This is a genomic window from Candidatus Villigracilis sp. (assembly GCF_057083605.1).
Window position 1 is genome coordinate 53,856 of the sequence record NZ_JBXMTI010000122.1, and the last position, 21,080, is coordinate 74,935.

Annotated in this window: 18 protein-coding genes; 12 read left to right on the forward strand and 6 right to left on the reverse strand. The window is 48.8% G+C overall.

What is annotated here, in order from left to right; translation table 11 throughout:
- The first annotated feature begins 4 nt into the window (after positions 1–4).
- From rbsK to AC14M5_RS18510, 7 genes are all read left to right on the forward strand, one after another.
- Complete coding sequence (rbsK, locus tag AC14M5_RS18480) at positions 5–943, forward strand: ribokinase (protein WP_484031180.1); 939 nt, start codon at positions 5–7, stop codon at positions 941–943.
- 38 nt (positions 944–981) lie between these two features.
- Positions 982–1,929 carry a nucleoside hydrolase gene (locus AC14M5_RS18485; protein ID WP_484031181.1) on the forward strand — a complete coding sequence of 316 codons (948 nt, stop codon included), beginning with the start codon at positions 982–984 and terminating at the stop codon, positions 1,927–1,929.
- 103 nt (positions 1,930–2,032) lie between these two features.
- Positions 2,033–2,980, forward strand: coding sequence for a nucleoside hydrolase (locus AC14M5_RS18490; protein ID WP_484031182.1), 948 nt, complete (start codon positions 2,033–2,035; stop codon positions 2,978–2,980).
- 65 nt (positions 2,981–3,045) lie between these two features.
- On the forward strand, positions 3,046–3,735 hold the full coding sequence (locus AC14M5_RS18495) for an ECF transporter S component (RefSeq protein WP_484031183.1): 690 nt from the start codon (positions 3,046–3,048) through the stop codon (positions 3,733–3,735).
- Between the two features lie 127 nt (positions 3,736–3,862).
- Positions 3,863–4,642 (forward strand): energy-coupling factor transporter transmembrane component T family protein, encoded by a 780-nt coding sequence (locus tag AC14M5_RS18500; RefSeq protein WP_484031184.1) that lies wholly within the window; start codon positions 3,863–3,865, stop codon positions 4,640–4,642.
- The gene (locus AC14M5_RS18505) at positions 4,630–5,469 is read left to right on the forward strand and encodes an energy-coupling factor ABC transporter ATP-binding protein (protein ID WP_484031185.1); all 840 of its coding nucleotides are present in this window, start codon (positions 4,630–4,632) and stop codon (positions 5,467–5,469) included. The genes AC14M5_RS18500 and AC14M5_RS18505 overlap by 13 nt, the downstream gene beginning before the upstream one ends.
- Positions 5,470–5,524: 55 nt before the next feature.
- The gene (locus AC14M5_RS18510) at positions 5,525–6,331 is read left to right on the forward strand and encodes an energy-coupling factor ABC transporter ATP-binding protein (protein WP_484031186.1); all 807 of its coding nucleotides are present in this window, start codon (positions 5,525–5,527) and stop codon (positions 6,329–6,331) included.
- A gap of 101 nt (positions 6,332–6,432) precedes the next feature.
- On the opposite strand, the gene AC14M5_RS18515 is transcribed toward AC14M5_RS18510, so the two are convergent.
- Positions 6,433–6,831, reverse strand: coding sequence for a PPC domain-containing DNA-binding protein (locus AC14M5_RS18515; RefSeq protein WP_484031187.1), 399 nt, complete (start codon positions 6,829–6,831; stop codon positions 6,433–6,435).
- A gap of 37 nt (positions 6,832–6,868) precedes the next feature.
- Between AC14M5_RS18515 and AC14M5_RS18520 the strand changes: the two genes are divergently transcribed.
- Complete coding sequence (locus AC14M5_RS18520; RefSeq protein ID WP_484031188.1) at positions 6,869–7,582, forward strand: queuosine precursor transporter; 714 nt, start codon at positions 6,869–6,871, stop codon at positions 7,580–7,582.
- A 460-nt stretch (positions 7,583–8,042) separates the two neighbouring features.
- On the opposite strand, the gene AC14M5_RS18525 is transcribed toward AC14M5_RS18520, so the two are convergent.
- From AC14M5_RS18525 to AC14M5_RS18540, 4 genes are all read right to left on the reverse strand, one after another.
- Complete coding sequence (locus AC14M5_RS18525) at positions 8,043–8,603, reverse strand: phosphatase PAP2 family protein (protein WP_484031189.1); 561 nt, start codon at positions 8,601–8,603, stop codon at positions 8,043–8,045.
- Positions 8,600–9,487, reverse strand: coding sequence for an NTP transferase domain-containing protein (locus tag AC14M5_RS18530; protein WP_484031190.1), 888 nt, complete (start codon positions 9,485–9,487; stop codon positions 8,600–8,602). Before AC14M5_RS18530 ends, AC14M5_RS18525 begins: the two co-directional genes overlap by 4 nt.
- A 3-nt stretch (positions 9,488–9,490) precedes the next feature.
- On the reverse strand, positions 9,491–10,396 hold the full coding sequence (locus AC14M5_RS18535; RefSeq protein WP_484031191.1) for a quinate 5-dehydrogenase: 906 nt from the start codon (positions 10,394–10,396) through the stop codon (positions 9,491–9,493).
- Between the two features lie 137 nt (positions 10,397–10,533).
- Complete coding sequence (locus AC14M5_RS18540) at positions 10,534–13,503, reverse strand: PAS domain S-box protein (protein ID WP_484031192.1); 2,970 nt, start codon at positions 13,501–13,503, stop codon at positions 10,534–10,536.
- A 275-nt stretch (positions 13,504–13,778) separates the two neighbouring features.
- Between AC14M5_RS18540 and AC14M5_RS18545 the strand changes: the two genes are divergently transcribed.
- Positions 13,779–15,269: an aspartate ammonia-lyase gene (locus AC14M5_RS18545; RefSeq protein WP_484031193.1), complete on the forward strand. Its 1,491-nt coding sequence runs from the start codon at positions 13,779–13,781 to the stop codon at positions 15,267–15,269.
- 74 nt (positions 15,270–15,343) lie between these two features.
- Positions 15,344–15,991 carry a hypothetical protein gene (locus tag AC14M5_RS18550; protein ID WP_484031194.1) on the forward strand — a complete coding sequence of 216 codons (648 nt, stop codon included), beginning with the start codon at positions 15,344–15,346 and terminating at the stop codon, positions 15,989–15,991.
- 34 nt (positions 15,992–16,025) lie between these two features.
- Here the strand turns inward: AC14M5_RS18550 and AC14M5_RS18555 are convergent, their stop codons facing one another.
- Positions 16,026–17,057, reverse strand: coding sequence for a GNAT family N-acetyltransferase (locus AC14M5_RS18555; RefSeq protein WP_484031195.1), 1,032 nt, complete (start codon positions 17,055–17,057; stop codon positions 16,026–16,028).
- 148 nt (positions 17,058–17,205) lie between these two features.
- On the opposite strand from AC14M5_RS18555, the gene AC14M5_RS18560 reads away from it, so the two are divergent.
- Together AC14M5_RS18560 and AC14M5_RS18565 are read left to right on the forward strand one after the other, a co-directional pair.
- Positions 17,206–19,710, forward strand: a complete 2,505-nt coding sequence (locus AC14M5_RS18560; protein ID WP_484031196.1) for a hypothetical protein — start codon at positions 17,206–17,208, stop codon at positions 19,708–19,710.
- 15 nt (positions 19,711–19,725) lie between these two features.
- A complete protein-coding gene (locus AC14M5_RS18565; RefSeq protein ID WP_484031197.1) occupies positions 19,726–20,709 on the forward strand; it encodes a hypothetical protein in 984 nt (327 codons plus the stop codon).
- Positions 20,710–21,080 lie beyond the last annotated feature (371 nt).

Genomic DNA, 21,080 nt, shown 5'->3' on the forward strand with positions numbered 1-21,080 from the left:
GTAAATGTCAGAGACGCTGAAGTACGATGTCCTCGTAATCGGTTCACTTAACGCAGACTTGGTTGTTCAAGCACCTCGCTTTCCAAGACCCGGTGAAACCATTAGCGGAGGCGATTTACTGACCATCCCTGGCGGCAAGGGGGCCAATCAGGCTGTTGCGGCAGCCAGACAAGATGTGAGCGTGGCGATGGTTGGAAGAGTAGGGAAAGATAATTTTGCTCCATTCCTTATCGAAAACCTAAACTCAAATAACGTAAACACATCACACGTGTTACAGGATAATGTTGCCTCTGGAACCGCGATCATCATCGTGGAACAGAACGGCCAGAACAGAATTGTTCTTTCAGCGGGTGCAAACGGCAAAGTGGATGTGCAGGATGTAGACTCTGCGCCTGATGCAAGGATATTGCTCCTGCAATTCGAAATTCCAATGGACACCGTTTTATATGCCGCAAAGCGATATAAATCCAAAGGGACAACGGTCATCCTTAATCCCGCGCCTGCCAGCCAGATCCCAAACGAATTGCTCGCCAATGTTGATATTCTCGTCCCCAACCAAAGCGAACTTGCCCTGCTCACAAACATGCAAGTCATAGACTTAAAATCGGCAGAACTTGCCGCGCAGGAAATCTTAAAGCGTGGAGTGAAGACAGTCATCGTGACATTGGGAAGCAAAGGCGCATTACTGGTAACGAGTGTACAAGTGACGCAAGTGGACGCACATCAAGTTGATGTGGTGGATACTACCGCCGCGGGCGATGCCTTCATAGGCGGGTTCGCATCCAAACTTTTGGCGTCAACTCTGGAGTCGGACAGTTTGCTCTCCGCAGTTCGTTATGGGTGTGCATGTGGTGCGTTGGCGACAACCAAACTCGGTGCACAGCCATCCCTGCCCACAAAAGAGGAAGTGGAGACTTTTGTAGGGGCACAGCGAAGCGATTAACGCGCAAAACAATCTCCGCCCCGCCCCTACCTACCAACATGACAAAACGAATCATCATTGATACCGACCCCGGCGTGGACGATGCGCTCACCTTCCTGCTTGCGCTGGCTTCACCTGAGATCAAACTCGAAGCGTTGACCACTGTGCAAGGCAATGTGACGATTGAAAAAGCCACGCGCAATGCATTGTCTGTGCTGGAGCTTGCACATGCAAGCCATATTCCCGTTGTGCAGGGATGTTCTCATCCGCTTGTTAAATCGCCGCATAGATCGGGGGAAGCCGTGCATGGTACAAGCGGAATTGGCAAAGCTAATTTGCCTGAGTCAAAATCAAAACCAATCGAACAGCACGCCATTGATTTCTTAATTGAAAAGATCATGGCCGAGCTAAACCAGATCAGCTTGTTTGCCATCGGCCCTTTAACGAATGTTGCACTTGCCATTCGCAAGGAACCACGCTTTGCCGAAAACCTGAAGGAACTGGTCATTATGGGCGGAGCAATTCGCTCAGGCGGCAATATCACACCGCTGGCTGAGTTCAATATCCATGAAGACCCACACGCCGCACATATCGTTTTTCATTCAGGAATCCCGATCACATTGATCCCGTTGGATGCAACTTACAAATGCCTGCTTACTTCAGCAGATATTGAGCGATTGAACAAGATCGACTCGCCTATTGCAAGATTTGTGCGTGATGCAACCGCCATCTATATGGATTTTTATAAACAGTACGAAGGCTTTGATGGCTGTGCCATGCACGATCCGCTTACACTGGCAACCATCATTGCGCCCGAATTACTCAGCTTCGAAGATCAGTATGTGGATGTGGATATTTCAGGCGGCGTATCCGTGGGAAACACATTCGCCGATTTTATGAAGGTCTCGAAAAAACCTGCAAACATAAAAGTTGCGCTGGATGTGCGCGGACGTGATTTTGTAGAATTATTTCTTGAGAGGATGGAAGCGCTAAGTCGCAAAATTTGATGTCGTTGCGAGGGTGTTCTTCCCGAAGCAATCTCCGACATATCAAAGAGATTGCTTCGTCGCAAAGGACAGGATCGCTCCTCGCAACGACATATAAGAAACCATGCCCAAACACATCATCCTAGACTCTGACCCTGGCATCGACGACTCGCTTGCCATCCTGCTCGCTCTTGCCTCACCCGAGCTTGCTCTCGATGGAATCAGCATTGTCCACGGGAATTGTTCAGCGGGGCAATCTGTGACCAATGCGCTTTCGGTTTTAGAAATGGCGAAAGCCGCATATATCCCTGTTTACAAAGGTTGTGACCTGCCTCTCGTGCAGCCGTCCCTGTTGGCGCCTGAGACCCATGGAGATCAAGGCATCGGATATGCAAAATTGTCAGCATCGCTGGCTCAGCCTCGGGCGGGGCATGGAAGCGATTTTCTAATCGAGCAGATCATGTCCAAGCCTGGTGAAGTCACGTTAGTGGCCATCGGCCCGCTGACGAATGTCGCCCTGGCAATTCGTCAGGAACCGCGCATTGTGAAAAATGTTAAAGAGGTGTTCATTATGGGTGGCGCATTAAGACATGAGGGCAACACCACGCCGCTGGCCGAATTTAATACTTATGTAGACCCGCACGCCGCGCATATTGTTTTTCATTCGGGGTTGCCGATCACGCTCACGCCGCTGGATGTGACCTATCAATGTATCTTCTTGAAAGATGACTTGAACAGGTTATTGAAAATTGATTCGCAGATCACGAAATTCATTGCGGATGCAACCCGTTTTTACATGGAGTACCACGATGAATACCAAAGCATTGAGGGTTGTGTGATCAACGACCCAATGACCCTGGCGCTGACCTTCATGCCCGAGATTTGCGATTATCAGGAACTATATGTGGATGTGGATATTTCAGGCGGAGTTTCGATGGGCAAGACCTTTGCAGATTTTTATAACTACAACAAAAGACCCGCGAACATGAAAGTGGCCCTGGGTGTGCGCCCGCGTGTTTTCATGGAATTGTTTTTGGAACGGATGGAAAAACTGGCGCGCGCCCTTTCGTGACCTTTGAATTTGATAAGTGTTATGATAATCAAAGCAATCCAATCCAAATTTTTTCGGAGGATAAAATGCTAGAGAAAATCAAGAACAATTTCAATACTCAGACGTGGGTGCTCATCCCCATCGCCATTGCGATTAACATCGCCGTGGGACAAATCGTTCTCGTGCTTAAGCTGCCCGTCTACCTCGACTCGATTGGCACCGTGCTGGTGGCCGTTTTGTGCGGCCCCTGGGCAGGCGCGTTGACGGGTGCACTGTCAAATATTATCTGGGGCATTGCAATTGACCCGAATGCTTTACCGTGGTGGCCTGTGGCATTCTTCATCGGTTACATGGCCGGGCGCATGGCAGGCTGGGGTTTCTTTAAATCGTGGTGGAAAGTTGTTGTAACTGGTTTCGTGGTAGCACTGACCGCCGCAATCGTTTCAACCCCCATCGCTGTTTATCTTTATGGCGGCATCACAGCCAGCGGCTCTTCATTTATCACTGCCTATCTACTCCAGACCGGGCAAGGCGTTGTGCAGGCTGTATTGAGCACTGGCTTCCTGGTTGAACCTGTGGATAAGATCACCACCTCCATGCTTGCCTTCGCGATCATCCTTGGGTTGCCCAAGCGCACGATTGGCGGGCTGCCAAAACCAGAGCAAGTGGAAGTTGAAGGCGGCGCCAGCAAGAATCAATTGTATATTGCCATCGGCGTGGTTGTCCTGCTGGTTTTGTTCGCAGCATTCATGCTCCGCAATATTTTGGGCGGATAATAAAGCGGGAGCGCAAAATCTCCTGATTTTGCACCGAAGTCAGGAGACTTCGGACTCCGTATCGTATAACAAGAAGGAGACCAGGCTTTGCGCCTGGTCTCCTTCTTGTCGTTTATAATCACCGCCTATGCACGAAAGACTTTCCTTTCATATCAAACGCGATAGCGCGCTCCATCGTCTCAACCCCCTCACAAAGTTGACTTTGGTTCTGGCACTCATCCTCTTAGCTTTTTTCAGCCCCTGGTATTGGACTCCGCACTTGTTGGTGTTGTTCGCCATCACGCCGCTGAGTATGATCGGCAAAGTGGGTAAGGAATATTTCGGTGCTGCATTTCGTTTGATCCTCCCCGCAGCAAGTTTCCTTTTTTTTATGCAGGCATTCTTTCAACCTGTGGGCGAAGAGATCATCTTCAAGTTCTATTTTCTGGATGTGACGCGGGAAAGTTTAATGTTCGCATTCAGCAACGCCACTCGCATTTTTGTGATGGTCTCCTCGTTCACACTTTTCCTGCTCACCACACATCCCAGCGAATTGATGTCTGATCTGACGCGGCGCGGCTTGCCCGGTCAATTTTCCTACGTGATCATTTCCACACTTCAAATACTGCCTCAGATTCAAGCCAAAGCGCAGACCATCATTGCCGCACAGCGCTCGCGCGGTTTGAATACGGAAGGTGGTTTCTTCAAAAGAGCTGGTTCATTGGTTCCACTGGTCGGGCCACTGGTTTTAGGTTCACTGGTTGAAGTGGAGGAGCGGGCCATCGCCATCGAAGCACGCGGCTTTACGTCAAAGAGCCAAAAGACATCCCTGCATGAAATTCCAGATACAGTTCTGGATAATGGATTGCGTTGGGCGTTGGTTATCCTTGTTCTTGTTTCGATTACGTTGAAAATATGGCTTTCATAAATCTGCAAAACGTCACTTATAAATATCCGCTCACCAAAACACCTGCACTGCAAAATATTAATTTGCAGGTGAACGAGGGTGAGTTTGTTGCGGTGATTGGTCCCAATGGCGCGGGCAAGTCTACGCTGTGTTATACGCTGGCGGGATTTGTCCCTCATTTTTTCAAAGGCGAGATCAGCGGCAGTGTGGAAGTGGCTGGCAAAGAATCAAGCAAGTCCACGCTGGATGAATGGGTTCTCAATGTTGGCCTTGCGTTTCAGAATCCGTTCAATCAAATCAGCGGCGCAAAATATACCGTCTTTGAAGAGCTCGCATTCGGATTGGAAAACACCGGCGTGCCTCGCGAAGAAATGAGACCTCGCGTTGAAGAAGCCATGAAGTTGACCGACATCAGCAACCTGGCTGACCGCTCGCCTTATTCGTTATCTGGTGGACAACAACAACGCGTCGCTCTGACCTCGATCCTGGTCATGCAGCCCAAGCTGCTCGTGCTCGACGAGCCGACTTCGCAAATGGACCCGATTGGCACACGTGAAGTCTTCGGTGTGATCCGCAAGATGGCAGAACGAGGCATGACCGTGGTGATGGTGGAACACAAAGTGGAATGGATCGCGCAATTTGCAGACCGTGTCATCGCTTTGAAGGATGGGGGAATCTTTCTGGAAGGCATGCCCCACGAAGTATTAACTTCGGATGTATTGGCGGAAAATGGATTCGGCATTTCGCGTTACACCTCCACTGCGAGGGAAGCGAAGAAACAAGGTTTATGGATGAAGGATAGATTACCTGTGACGTTGGACGAGGCTGTGGAGGGATTCAAACCTTGATGAACGGAGATAAACAGAGATTTTTTATCTTTGTTTATCATGGTGAATTCACAAAATGAAAATAGAAATCAAAGACCTTCGCTTTACCTACCCCACCGGGCTTGAAGCATTGTGTGGTGTTTCGCTATCCATTGAAGCGGGTGAGCAGGTTGCTATTGTGGGTCAGAACGGGGCGGGGAAAACGACTCTGGTGCGGCATCTCAATGGGCTGTTAAAACCAACCTCAGGCTCCGTTTTGATCGGGGATTGGGATGTAGCAAAATATACTGTGGCAAAACTTGCCTCACGAGTTGGCTATGTCTTTCAAAACCCTGATGAACAATTATTTTCAAAGGATGTGATCACCGAGGTCACATTTGGGCCGCGCAATCTTGGATATCCCAAAGAAAAAGTGGATGAGTTGGTCAAGCGTGCCTTATCCCTCACGGAATTGAACGATAAGACTGAAACCAATCCCTACGATCTTTCACCCACCTGGCGCAAGATGGTCGCGCTGGCCTCTGTCATTGCAATGGATACACCCATCCTGATCTTTGACGAACCTACGACAGGCCAGGACGCGGTCAATGTGGCGCGCATTGCACACGTCATTGCCGAGTTACGTAAGGAAGGCAAGACTGTCATCACCATTACACATGATATTGATTTCTGCGCCGAGAACTTTGAGCGCGTGATCGCACTCGCCAATGGACAAGTTTTGTTAGATGGTCCCGCCAATGTCGTGTTGGGTCAGGAGGAGATTCTGGCACAGACTTACGTTGACCCGCCACAGTTGACTCGTTTAGGAAAAAGACTGGGATTTAAAGAAATTGTGAGGAATCAGGAAGAGTTCCTTCACGTCATTGCGAGGAGCGAGCGATAGGGAGCGACGACGCAATCTCCTCATAAATATTGGGATTGCTCACCGCACTGGCGCGCGGCGCAAGTGTCGGGCATGGAACAAATGCGCCCTCGCAATGACATTCAGCGTTTATACACTACTAACTCTTCATATCCTGAATCATTCTCCAGCAATTCACGTTTGTAAACTACATCTTCAAACGCAGCGATGACGATTTCGGCTGTTGTATAAATTTTGCATCCGCTGACGAGGTGGCCGCCAAGTGTCACGCCGTTGTCATCCGAAATGGCAAGGTGCAGGTGTGAACCGTGAATGGAGACTATGCCTGTCACCGAAACGATCTCGAAATAACCGTCATACTCGTGGTGAAACTCTCTGTTCGCCAGGCGTAATGTGGTATGTGTGAGGCTGCCAACCGCACTCAACACACAGCCTGCCTCGATGTTATTATCGGCAACAAAGGCCTCAATGGAGTCAAACAGATCCTGGTCAGGTTTTAGGCGAAGAGTATGGGTTTTCATATAGGCCTCATTAATCTTATTTGAAAAGGAAATTACCATGAACACAAAATCCTATCGGTTCTTTGACATTATCCTCGGCATCTTTATCGCGGTGTTGCTTATCAGCAATATTGCATCCTCAGCCAAGATCGTGGATTTGGGATTCGATATATTTAATATCCCAATGGCATTCGACGCAGGCACGATCCTTTTTCCGATCAGCTATGTTTTCGGTGATATTCTAACTGAAGTCTATGGCTATCAACGCTCACGCCGTGTGATATGGACGGGCTTCTTCGCCCTAGCGTTGGCTGCCCTAGTCTTTTGGGTGATCAGCCGCTTGCCTGGTGAAGTCACATGGCAAGGATATGCGGGCGATAATGCCTATCAAGCCATTCTAGGCGGCATGAGCAGCGGTGGCATTGTGCTGGCCAGCCTGGCAGGTTTCTGGCTCGGCGAATTCAGCAACTCGTTCATCCTCGCAAAGATGAAAGTGCTCACGAATGGACGCTGGCTTTGGTCCCGCACAATTGGGAGTACGCTCATCGGTGAAATGGTGGACACGGTTATATTCGTTATAGTTGCCTCTGCATTTGGCATTTTCCCATGGAGTTTGTTCCTCACGCTCACGATTGCAAATTATCTCTTCAAAGTGGCTGTTGAAGTTTTGATGACACCGTTGACGTATCTCGTTGCCCGCGCTTTGAAACGAGCCGAGAATGAAGATTATTACGACCGTGACACAAACTTCAATCCATTTGTTATTCAATGAGGATTTCGCCGCTTATACTGAACAACTCCGAAGGAGTGGCAGGATTATAGATTCGCAAAGGTTTTTTGAGAACCCCGAAGGGGTATCATATAGCCGCTTTAAAATCATGACATCCCTTCGGGATTTGATTAAACATTTTCAATATTCTATAACCTTTTCATCCCTTCGGGATTTTAACCCTGTACAAAGCTACTTCACTAACTTGCTACCTTGCAGAATTTTCGTAAGTTTTAACGCACACATGCTTCGCACTGCGAAGCAGTGCCGAAGAGACGCAAAGTCGCAAGGAAAAAACAATAGAATCTTTCCGCCTTGGCGACTTTGCGTTAAGAATCTTGATTAAAAGCAGATCAAGAAGTAAAGGTGGTAACTTGCGTTACTTAATAAATATCATGATCCAGTATAAAACAAACACGGAGCCGATTAATTTCGACTCCGTGTTTTCAATTCAAATATGTCATCACCAAAGCGGAAAACCGATCAGCGCTGTTAGCCAGTCGATCATGGGCTGGTAGATTTGCAGGCCGATCAGGGCGACGATGATACCTAAAATCGCGCCAACGATGACATCGGAAAGATAATGCACGCCCATTGAGACGCGCGCCAATGCTACCAGCGGCGCCCAAACCCAAAGAACAATAGCAAGCCCGAGCGGGGCAAGAGCCGAGGCAAGGACCGCAATCAGGAAGGCGCGGGCGGCATGTCCAGATGGGAAGGAGTGTGGATCAGTGTTGCGATAGATCCCGCCCCACTCACCTTCCGGCCTTTCCCGGCGAACGAGAAATTTTATGACAAGCACTACGCCAGCCAGACCCACAATACCGAAGAATTCAACCACTTCCCACTGCTTCCATGCCGGGTTGCTAAAGAACCAAAAGATGATCAACGCCGCCAGCCAGAACCACGAGTCGCCGGAGTGCGCAAGGAAGGCGGCGATATTGCGCAAAAAACCCGGCTTTTCAGCCACACGTAATTGACTGGAGAGTCGGGCATCTAGTTCGAGGATGGAGCGAAGACTCATCTTTTCTTTGCCTTCATCCTGAGATTGGTTTTGGAAGAAGCTGATTTTTTAACAGGCTTTGCTTTAATAGCTTTCTTTTTGGAGGCGGGTTTCTTGATGGCCGCAACTGCCTTATGCTGTTGACGCACAAAATCTTCACGCATCAATTCCAACTGATGAGGTTTATCCACATCCATACACGGTTCGGCCTGCGACCAGATGATGGCGCGCCCCTTGATGCCAAGTCTCTTCGAGACTTGCTCCACCATTTGTTGCAATGTGAATTGACCCGTAAAATATTTAAACGCCGTATCCAAGCCAATGATGGCAGCCTGGCGCAATGGACTCTTGCGGTTGCCGATCAACTGCTCCCAGGTATCCAGGTGTTGTGTTGCCTGGCTTACATGAATCACATTAATATCTGCGCCGCACACTTCCGTATCTTTTAATTTTGTATAGGTTCGCTTGGAGGTCGGGAATCGCTCTTCCATCACTTCACGCGGACAGACGCCATAATATAGATCATCCCTGGTTTGCATGGCAGTTTTCACTAGCCAATCCACCATTTCACTCTTTAGAGTTGGGATATCCGATGAAACAAGAAGAACGTATTCGCTCTTCTTGTTCAACTCAATGGATTTATTCACGCCTGCAACGATATTGGCCAACATGCGTCCCTGATTGGACATGTAATGGATGGGCTTTTTGCAGGTTAGATCGCTTTTTGATGAAAGCCCAATGACGATGATGTTATCCACATGTTTGGCATTGCCCAGCGCATCCAAAACCCATTGGATCATGGGTTTGCCCGCAATATCGATCAAGGCCTTGGAGTCACCTTTGGAATAAGTGTATAAAGGGTCACCAGGCTGCGGGATTCCACCAGCAGTTATTATGGCATCCATAATTTAGTTCAACTCCTGCAATTGAGGCTCGAAGCCAAGCTTATCGAGCATTTCAGTTAATTCAGGCCATGTGAGGGGGCGTCCCTTGCCGGAGACAGCCACCAGCGCAGCTTCCATCATATTCGTGCCAAAGGAGCGGCCTTCCAGCACCGGTGTGGTTGTGATGAGATACTTCACACCGGCTTTTCGGAATATTTCAACATCTTCGGGGGTGGTGGTATTGGTCACGATCACTTTACCCGTTAGATCATCAGGCATAAAGCGTTTGATGTAATGGCAGTCACCTGCAATCACAGTTGCCCATGCATAGTGCTTCCCCCATTTGGGCGTGCGCTTTTCCTGCTTTTCACCGGTGGGGTAAATCCACTCGAAGGGCAGGCGGCTTGCAATTGGCATCATCAATGCAGCCACAGTCTTAAGTTGGGAAATCTTATGGATTGCAATCGGAATATCCAAGCCAAACATCAGATCGCCAAATACGGTTTCATAACCAGCATCCACAAATGCCTGGGAGAGTCCCCAACGATCAACACCTAAAGCGACAAGCACCCTGCGTCCGTGGGAATTTATATAATCGCCAATTTTCTTATCTAAAAATGCGGGGGCTTTATTTTCAAGCGTATTCTTTAATCCGCCCCCATCCACCAAAGGTGTTTTCTTTACATAGCGTACCATCGGGGTCACTGAATGTAAGGGGTAGTGTTTTCCATCTGCCACAACTTCTAGGTCTGCGCCGCCTACGCCAAACGCATCCACTGTGCCATCGAGTTCTTTATATTTTAGAGCGGCAGCTTCCATATCACCATCTGTGCCAATGCGTTCAATGCGAACCTTTTCGCCAAGTAATGTTACTTCTACCGCCTTATTACGTTTGGACGAACCTATGCTGATGCTGACTGCACGTTTCATATATTTCTCCTCTTAATGATGGGTTATTGAAAGTATACTCCTAAGTACGGGAGGTGAGAATGATGATGAAACTATCCTTCAACCACTCCGCATAAGAGCGAGAGCCTGCGGCTCCACTCAAGACGGATGGAACCGAATCAGGAGTCGGATTGGGTGGGAAGCGTGAAGAAAAATGTCGCCCCCTTCCCCGCTTCGCTCTGGACCCAGATCCTGCATCCGTGTACTTCGACTATTCTCTTAACGAGGGCAAGACCAATCCCCGTGCCGTCCGAACTTACATCCAGTTTGTTGAACAGCCCGAAAATCCTATCGTGATGGGCGGGGTCAATACCGATGCCGTTATCCCTGATATAGAAAATAGGTTTATCCTTTTCAGTTCCATCACTGCCAATTTCAATTAGAGGATCGGGGCGGGAGCTAACAAATTTTGCAGCATTATCAATTAGATTTTGCAGAACTTCGATCAAGCGCTGGCGATCCCCATAAACAATCGGCAGATCATTCTGAACCTGCACCTGAACTGAGTTTGCATGCAGCCGTCCATACACCAGGTCCAGGGCTTCCTGAACGATCTCTTTGAAAGGTATATTTTGATGCGGATTCACCAAACGTCCAACGCGTGAGAGTTCAAGTAATTCATTAAGCAAGGCTTGCATTTTATCGGTTGCATCGGCGATGCGCTGGGTATCAGCTTTCAAGCGTGTGATATTACCGTTGGATGCATCCCGCTCTAAAAACCCAAGAAAGCCTTTAATGGTAATGAGCGGAGATTTTAGATCATGGGATACGGTATAGGTGAATCGTTCCAGTTCACTGTTCTTCTCTTCCAGTTCCTTGATCAATTCCTCGCGTTCGGTCTCCACCCATTTGCGCTGGCTTATGTCACGCACCATGATGATGGCGGATTCAGAAGTGACAGCGGCAATGCGAGCCTCAAAAAACTGGGTCTCTTCGCCGGGCGGCATTCCATATTCAAAGGCATTTAATTGACCTGTAGCCAGCACGCGCTCCAGCGCAAACATGGTTTGCCTGGCAATCTCCTGCGGGAATAGATCCTGTATATTCCTGCCAATAAATTGTGAAGGCGGCATAAGAGGGGAAATTTCTGAAGATGCCATAAAGTCCAGGAATATCCCATCCTTGGATATTTCAAAGATCATATCTGGAATGGATTGGAGGATTGCGCGGGTGCGGGCTTCAGCGTCTTGCAGCGCATCCTGCGTCTGTTTCTGTTCGGTAATATCATAGAACATGGATAACACGCAGGATTGTTCCTTGATCTCGATCAATTCATAAAAAGCAATCACATGACGGTGGGTATCTGCGGCATCGAAAAAATCATAGCTTGGGTTAAGAACGGAATGTTTGGCCTTGATCTCCTGTACAAACTTATGGCGGTCATCCATGGAATCCCACATGTGCAATTCCTCCGCCGACTTGCCGATGGAGGTTTGCGGATCGTATCCGCTTAGGTTCCAATAAGCGTCATTGGCATCCAGTAGGCGACCTTCATCAAGGGTTGTGATGCAGATGGCAACCGGGCTGGCCTGAAAGACGGTGCGGAAGCGCTCTTCGCTTTCCTTAAGAGCACGCTCTGCCTGCCGCTGTTCCGAAATATCATAGAACATGCAAAGAATGCAAAGGCGTTCCTTAATGTGGATCAATTCATAATAGGCTATCGATGTTTTATTGGGCTGATTTGGGTTTGTGAATTCAACTGGAATATCCTGCAGGGAGCCTTTATCCAGAAGTTCGCGCACGAATATGGCGCGCTCCTCAGTTTTGCTCCATAGATTAAATTCCAGCGATGAATGCCCAATCGCCTGCTCGGGTTGAAGCCCCGTCAATTCCCAAAATGCAGCGTTGGCTTCCAGAAAGGTCCCATCTTCCAGCGTCACAATGGAAATTGCAATTTTGCTGTTGTTGAATACCTTGCGAAATAGTTCTTCACTGGAGCGCAAAGCCAGTTCAATTGTTTTTCGTTCCTGAATTTCCTTCTGCGCCTGTTCATAGAGGCGGGCATTATCAATCGCAAGCGAAGCCAGCGCGGCAAAACGCTCCATGAGATGGACTTGTTCCTGCGTAAAATTTTTCATCTGCTTCACGTGCGCAATTGCGATCACCCCAATCACAATATCCCCTACTTTAAGCGGCACACCCATCACAGAGAAAAAGTTTGCATCAACGAACAATTCAATTCTTTTTTCCCAGGCACGGTAGTCAGTAACAACCAGCGTCTGCCCGCTCTCCCATACCGAGCCAGTGACTCCCTGGTCTCTTTGAGTCAATACCCCATTAAATTTAGCAAGAACGCCCAGCCCAACCTCCTGCCGAAGCGCAGAGCCATCCGGCAGGGCTAGTTCGATGAGACCATGTTCTGTATCGATCAAGTCACAGGCACGGGCGAGAATGGATTCAAGCAGAGGCTGAAGTTCTGAACGGTTCAATAATCCCAAGGCTGTGTCGTTCAAGGCGGTGAGATAATCCGCCTGCCTTTGCAGTTTCTCCTCAGTGCGCAGGCGTTCTCTCAGTTCGATGCGCGTATCATCCAGGGAACGGTTTAAATTATGGATCAATAGATAGACGAGAACACCTGATAATATGAAGACTGCGGTAAGGTCGCGCGCATAACTATAAGGGTCATCCATGGCGAACGGGCGCAACCCCTGCTGTTCCTGAATTGCAAAATACCAAAGCGCGGCAATACTAAGCAGGCCAAAGAAAAACCCTTCCCGCCAGCTAAGCAAGAGGCCTCCGAGAAGGATAATAACGAAATAAGAGATGGCCGCCACATCCCGAAGGCCATCTGCACTCCAGGCTTGATAGGTCATCGCCAGCCACGTCGAAGTTACTAAAAACTGGCCTGCTCCATGCACAGCACCCATGCGGAGCATGATCTGAACAACAAGCAGGATCAGAATGACGGCCGGCAAAATAAACATGGATGAACGGCTCAGCCATCCTCCGCCTACCATACGGATCAAAATAATGATGAAAACAATGGCAATTGCGCTCCACCCAAAGTAATTGAGTATCCTCGCAGTGCGTGTTTTTTCCTCATTATCAAAAATAGGAGGGGTCAATAAACGGCGCAGGCGTTCAAACATGATTCTCATTATATAACATGTCCATAGCACGGGAGGCTATGCTTTCAGGCCGTGTTGCAGAGAGTAGAGAGGTCTAAAAAGAATAGACTCAGAAAACTTTTACCACAGAGTACACGGAGTCCACAGAGTTTTTAAAAGGATTTCTCTGTGATCTTTGTGATCTCCCGTGGTGAAATCTTTTGGCGGGCCAACCCAATTCGACACTCCCAAGAGCAAAAGACATTGAATTTGGGAACGGTGTAAAATAAGAAAAAACTCTTGTACCTGGAGATAACATGGCCCCACAGGATTTTCGTAAAGAAAAAGATTCACTCGGTGAGATGCAGGTTCCCGCATCAGCTTTGTATGGCGTGCAGACTCAGCGCGCAGTGGAAAATTTCCCCATCAGCGGATTGCGCCCCTGGCGCGCTTTCATTTGGTCAATTGCGGCTGTAAAACGTGCCGCGGCGCTGGTGAACTTTGAATTAGGTTTGTTCAATGATCGTGATGTGGATAGTAAGCATTTCACTGCAAAACAATTGTCCCAGTCTATTGCACAGGCAGCAGAGGAAGTGATGGATGGAAAGTGGGACATGGAATTTGTGGTTGAACCTTTTCAGGCTGGCGCGGGGACGAGTCATAACATGAATGCGAATGAGGTGATCGCGAATCGCGCCACTCAAATTTTGGGCGGGGAGATCGGCAAGTATTATGTCCACCCCAATGACCATGTCAACATGGCGCAATCTACAAATGATGTAATTCCAACTTCGCTCCGTCTTGGTGCGTTGTGGCGCTTGGATGAATTGTTAAATGCGCTGCAAGGTTTGCAAACCGCGCTTGAGGTCAAAGCGCATGAATTTGATGAGATCGTTAAATCAGGTCGAACACACCTGCAAGATGCAGTGCCTGTGCGATTGGGTCAGGAGTTCGGCGCCTATGCAAAGGCAGTTCAGCGTGATGCAGAACGCCTCCGCAGGTCGGCTGAGGGGTTGCGCAGGCTTGGGATCGGCGGAACAGCTGTCGGCTCAGGTTTGAACGCGCATCCTGATTATCATGCCCACATGGTGAAGAAATTATCCGAGTTGACTGGTTTGCAATTGGTCGTTTCCGATAATCTATTTGAGACGATGAATTCGATGGCAGATGCGGCGGACTTCTCTGCCTCGCTGCGGACTCTGGCACTGACATTGATCCGCATCGCAAACGATTTCCGCCTCCTCTCTTCTGGACCGTCAACCGGGTTCGACGAAATTAGATTGCCCGCCGTTCAGCCTGGTTCATCCATCATGCCAGGTAAGGTGAATCCTGTAATGGCTGAGATGCTTGACCAGGCCATGTTCCATGTGATTGGCTGTGATACTACGGTAGCAATGGCGGCACAGGCGGGACAATTGCAATTGAATGTGATGATGCCTATCCTCGCGCATAACCTGTTCGAGATGATGCAGGTAATCATTGGCTCGGTGAACGCATTTACCGAACGCGCTGTAAAAGGTGTAACCGCCAACCGCGAAAAAGCAGAAGGCTGGCTAGCAAAGAATGCGATCATCGTGACGGCGCTGAACCCCGTGATTGGATATTCACAAGGAGCCGCACTGGTAAAAGAGGCGCTCGCATTGAATGCTTCTATTAAAGCATTGGCAATTGAGAAGGCAAAGGCAGGAGCATTAAAGCACCGTGATGAAGATCGTCCCGTAACGCCAGATGAAATTGAATCTGCGTTAGGTGATTTGCGTAAGTTGACGGAGGGTGGGATTGTAGGTGGAGTCAGCGGCGGCGGATAACTCAGCTCAGGACGAAGTTCCCGCTCGTAGCCGAAGCGTGGGCACACAATGCGAATTATCAATGAGGACAGAATATGGACTTTCTTAAGATCATTCAATCTCTGCAAGACCTGGTATATGAGATTGTTGTCTGGGTACTTCTGCTGCCAAAGACCGTATTTCGTGCCGTATTCCGCCCGCACTTGATGGTGCAGTATGTGAATCAAGAATGGGGGAAGGAACCTGAAAAACAGTTCGATGAATATTTATCTCCGACACTATTTTTTCTGCTGGTTGCGGTGTTTCCAAGTGCGCTATTCACCTGGATGACAGACTTAACACTGAAACTAAATCCATCGCTGGCGCAATTAACGGAAAGTAACTTACTCACTAGTACGCTCACAACCCTAATCTCGCTTTTGATCTATTTGGTCTGGCTGGAATGGTTGAACAAACGTCCGCTTAAACGTTCGGGATTAAAAAGATTGTTCTATATCCAATGTTATTTGGTGACTCCCGCACAATTTATTTATGTAGCACTTGTTTTTACAGCGATAAACTTAATCGGTATCTACGCCATTGCCACCCTGGGAACCCTGCTTTTGATTTTTTATGAATCTTTTGCCTTTAAAGATGAATTAAAAGTCAGTTGGTGGAAAGGGCTATGGTATGCAGCCCTTCCCTATCTGGCTTTTATGATTCTTTCCGTTGCTGCTTTTTGGATATTGAGTGTCTTTTATTAGTGAGCTGTGGAGTTAGCCGCATATGCAATAAAACTTAAGGACGAGTCAACTTTACGCGCATCACATACTTGTTCATAGCGCCGAAGCGATATTTATATTCTTCATCGCCGCGCATGAAGTCGAATTCGTAGCGTCCGTTTTCGCAGCACCACTGCAAAATATAGCTTAGCAAGACCCAGCCGGGGGAAAGGTCCATAAAATCGCGGTTGACTCCGGCGTTATAGCCCCATAACTTATTGTTGTAATCAAAATTAAGGGCGGCTCCTATCCGTTGACCATCCGCTTCGAGGAAGGCCAGCCACAGCCAGCCATTTTCATGTGCAGCCAGGATCACCGCGCGCATTTGGGCACGCATTACTTCGGTGAGGAAACTCGCTTTGTTTAGGTCATGCTCCATCAGTGTAAAAAACTGGGTAATTTCAGCTTCGGGGTCAGCCATATCGGAGATGAACCAGCGCACACCTCGTCCGCTTTCTTCGGCGCGGCGCATTTTACGGCGGATCTCGTGGCGTTGTTTCTTCTCTACGCGGGAGAGGTATTCTTCGAAGTCGCCATTCAAGGCGATGCGTGGGGTGGGACGATACATCTCTTCATGATGAGCCCAGCCGCGGGCTGTAGATTCAGCTTTGAGCGCGGCCAGGGTTGGGGATGAATCGGGGAGGTTATACCAATCGACGGCAGACCAATTGTCGGGGCGGGATGACCCCGCCCTTACTTCATCGGAAGCGAGGAAATCCAATAATCCTGTAACGAAGCGTGCGTGGTCATTCATCCGTACGATCAAATCCAGATAATCAGAAATTTCAATGCTGCCAATTAAAAGAAGTGCAGGTTGGTTTTCGTATTCTGAAATGAATAGTGGAGCAATGCCAATTAGCTTTCCATCCTCGCACGCAGTGACGAGGATAAGTTCTGCATTCAGCCATTCACTGCCGCCGCGATGTTCCCACCAGGCGGATTGATATTCGTGGCGCAAAAAAGGAGTGTCACTGACCGAGTCTTTCAACAGGTCATTCCACTCCTGCGCAGTTATTTCCGAAAAATTTTTATGAAGTTTATATTCCATAGCCGCCAAATTTTACCAGTTATAATCAGTAGAGTATGATTCTGGATTCCATCAGCAAGCTGATGGAAATTTCGGGCAGCAAGCTGCCCGACTCCAGAGGTTTTCGTGAAACGCATACATCTGATAGGCGCTTAAGGTTGATTCTTACATGGCTCTCGACATTACACTTGCACCTCTCTATCGAATGAATGGACAGGAAATCGCCAGCCTGCCCGGCTTGCTTGTGCAATCACCGCCGCAATCTGCTGCGCGCATCCGTACACAAGACAGGCTGGTGGTGTATTTATTATTGACAGGCAACGCTGTTTTTTCATCGACAGAATATATGCAAGTGGCACAAAATGCGGCAAACGTTTTTTATAAAACTTCGGGGTCGCTCACCAGCGCACTGCGCGCCGCAACAGAAGATGTAAATAAAAATTTACTCGAACGCAACATGTCCACCAGCGGGCGGGGTCAATATGCAAATGGATGGCTCACACTTGCCGCGCTCCGCGATTCACAATGCACCATTTCAATGAGCGGCCCCATGCACGCTTATTGGTTTGGTCAAAATGAAACCCGCCATATTCACGAGCCTGGATCATCAGGTAAAGGGCTGGGCACAAGCCAAAGCACAAGTATTTATTATGCCCAGGTCTCTTTGAACGCCGGGGATCGTATGCTATTTTTTGGAAGAGCACCAGGCGCATGGGAAAGCACATTGAACGACTCTCGTCCATCTTCATTAGATGCCATGCGCCGCCGTCTTTCCACATTGACAAGGGAAGACTTGAACGCAGTTTTGATCCAAGCCACAGATGGTAAAGGCGCTTTGAATTTATTAAAGGGAACTATTGAATCTATAGAACCGAAAAAAGAAGATGAAACACCGCCTCCTTCCGTAACCTCAAGCCTGCCTCACCACGAGGAAGCTGAGTCTATACCCCAACCCTTCGACACAGCTCAGGATGCGCCTTCCGACTCAGTTCAGACTCAGCCATCTGAATCAGCAGAGGACAAAACTGATTCAACCCCTGAAATCCATTCACACGTTTTGCAGCCTTCAGCATACGCTATCCCACCACAGCAGGAAGAATCGTTTCCACAAGAGCAAACTCACACTACTCCGCTGGCAGGTTTGCCGCGCAATACCACCCCGCGCGATTTTCCTTCATCCATTCCGAGAGCACCGTATTCCAGGTCACAACCTGTGGAAAATATTCCGCAAGAATCCATTGAACCCGCTGCTCTTGAGGTTGAAGAAGATAATGGGCCAGAAGAAATTTCAACTCCTGAAAAAATGGACCAGCCCGAAGCTGCGCGTGAACCTTCTGTTCGAGCGCGGCAAACTGCCAAAGCCATTGCAACTGGAATTCAATCCACCCGCCGCCTGGGTGATACGCTTGGCGAAAAATTTAGAAATTTCCTCCCGCGTCTCCTGCCACAAAGCGAGGCATCTGAGTCTCCAGTTCCTACCTCATCTTTGATGCTTTTCATGGCGATCCTGATCCCTTTGATGGTGGTCACTATCTTAGTTGTTGTCTACCTGCGTTATGGACGTAGTGAACAATATGACACCTATTTGAGTCAGGCACAGCAGATGCGAGACCAGGCGGTCTCACTCAGTAACCCTGTGGAACAACGCATCGCCTGGGAAAATGTTTTATTGAATGTAGAGATCGCGGAATCACACCGCGAGACATCAGATACGGTCATCTTGCGCCAGGAAGCTGAATCCAACCTCGATCAACTGCTTGGCATCACACGGATGCAGTTCAACGCTGCATTCAGCACCAAACTTGGTATTGACGTGAGCCGTATGGCCGCCAGCGAAACAGATCTCTTCGTGCTCAATGCAGCTACTGGGGAAGTATTGCGCGCTGCTCCAGCCAGCGGTGGACGCGGCTTTGAGGTGGATACAACTTTCACTTGCAAGCCCGGCGTTTATGGCAATTACACTGTCGGCCCGCTGGTGGATATCCTGGCACTGCCGGGGCTCAACTCCATCAATGCCACTTTGCTTGGTATCGATGCGGGCGGAAATCTTTTATATTGCGCACCAGGGCAGTTGGCGCAAGCCATCCCTCTGCCTCCACCAGATACAAACTGGGGACGTGTCACTGCCTTTACACTGGATAACGGCAACCTGTATGTATTGGATGCGCCTGCACGCGCCGTATGGGTCTATAACGGAAAAGATGGAACTTATGTGGACCGCCCGTATTTCTTCTTCGGCCAGCAAACCCCAACACAGGATGTAATTGATTTCATCGTATCCGGTGATGAACTATATATGCTTCACGCGGATGGGCGTCTCTCCAATTGCTCATACAGCCGCATTGAATCAAGTTCATCGCAATGCCAGGATCCGCTCCCGCTGGTCAATCCATTTAAAGCTTACGAGGATATTGACCTGTTCGGCACAGCCCACTTTACACAAATGCTTTTCGCAGCGCCCCCGGATCAATCCATTCTTTTATTGGATGCAGATACACAAGGTGTACTGCGCTTTGCACCGCGTTCACTTGAATTACAAAACCAGTTCCGTCCGACAACGGGACCAACCAACCCGATCCCGTCCGGGCCGGTGGGTGCTGTAACTGTCAGCCCCAATCACGTGTTATATCTGGCAGTGGATGGTCAGGTCTATTTTGCGTTGAACATGCCTTGATCCAAAGGAGAGTTTATGCCCGGCTTATTAGATTCATTACTGAAATTGTTTATACCCGCCAAATACCCGGCAGATAGCATCACCGAGCCCGCCCAGATCACACAGAGCAAGGTGCTCCTGATCGTATATGACCCTGTTATGGATAAGGCCACAGGGACTAAACTCTCGCAGCAACAAAAGTGGTTCCGCACCGCCGATTTGGTCACTGGCTTTATGACCGATATGCTCGAAGTCAGCGGCGGGATGGCCCGCTTTCAGATCGTGGAACGCGTGGATGTGGATGAATTCCCCGCCAAGACGGATGGCTTTCGATACACTCCGCAAACCTATATGGACGTTATGCACCACATAACTTCTCCACACGTGCCACAGGAAATTAATTATCAGGCCATCCTCAGTAAATTTAATATCCTGCAGCGTGTTGCAAGGAATGAAATCGACGAAGTGTGGATCTTTGGTTTCCCACACGCCGGGTTTTACGAATCAGTGATGGGCGGGCCGGGCGCATTCTGGTGCAACGCGCCTCCACTGGTCAATACTTCAGCCAGTAAACGCCGCTTTGTCATTATGGGGTTTTCCTACGAAAGACATATCGGCGAGATGGAGGAGGCATTTGGTCACCGCGCAGAATCGATCATGGAAAAAACCTTTAGCAAATTAAAAGGTGATGCAAACTTATGGAAACGCTTCACGCAATATGAAAAGGTCGCGCCAGGCAAGGCCTCTTGCGGAAATATCCACTTTGCGCCCAATAGCCAGCAGGATTACGATTGGAACAACCCTGCGCTCGTGAACAGCGAATGCTACGATTGGCAGTTGAACTTCCCTAATTTTAAAGGAGATGTGCGAATGGTCGGCCCTGCGGAATGGGGCAGCGGCGATACTCGCGCACATCACAAGTGGTGGTTCAATCACTTTCCGCGTGTGGCAGGGCGTAAAAACGGGATACACAACAACTGGTGGCAGTATATTGTGGCTCCCCAGCAAGTAGTCACATAAAAGAGTTTCGCAATTCGCGTCTTGAAACAGGCGCGAATTTTATTGTATGGCCTGCCTCATAAATGAGTAAACTTTTTGATGGAAATTGCCAGCAAATCACAATTCTGATTTAGTCAATTGTGCGATACTATGTAATTACAAAAAGAAGTTCAATGAGATTATGTGGTAAATATGGCCTATTTATAGCTTCAAATGATTAAGGTAACCTAACTTACCACTCTACTCTTGTTGTGTCATGCTGAGGGCGCTCTTCGCCCGACACTGGCGCCGTACGCCAGTGCGATGAGCATCTCTGGCATCGTAAACACAGACCCTTCGGTCGCAGAAAACACGCTCCCTCAGGGTGACACGTTTATTTTTATATCAAAGAA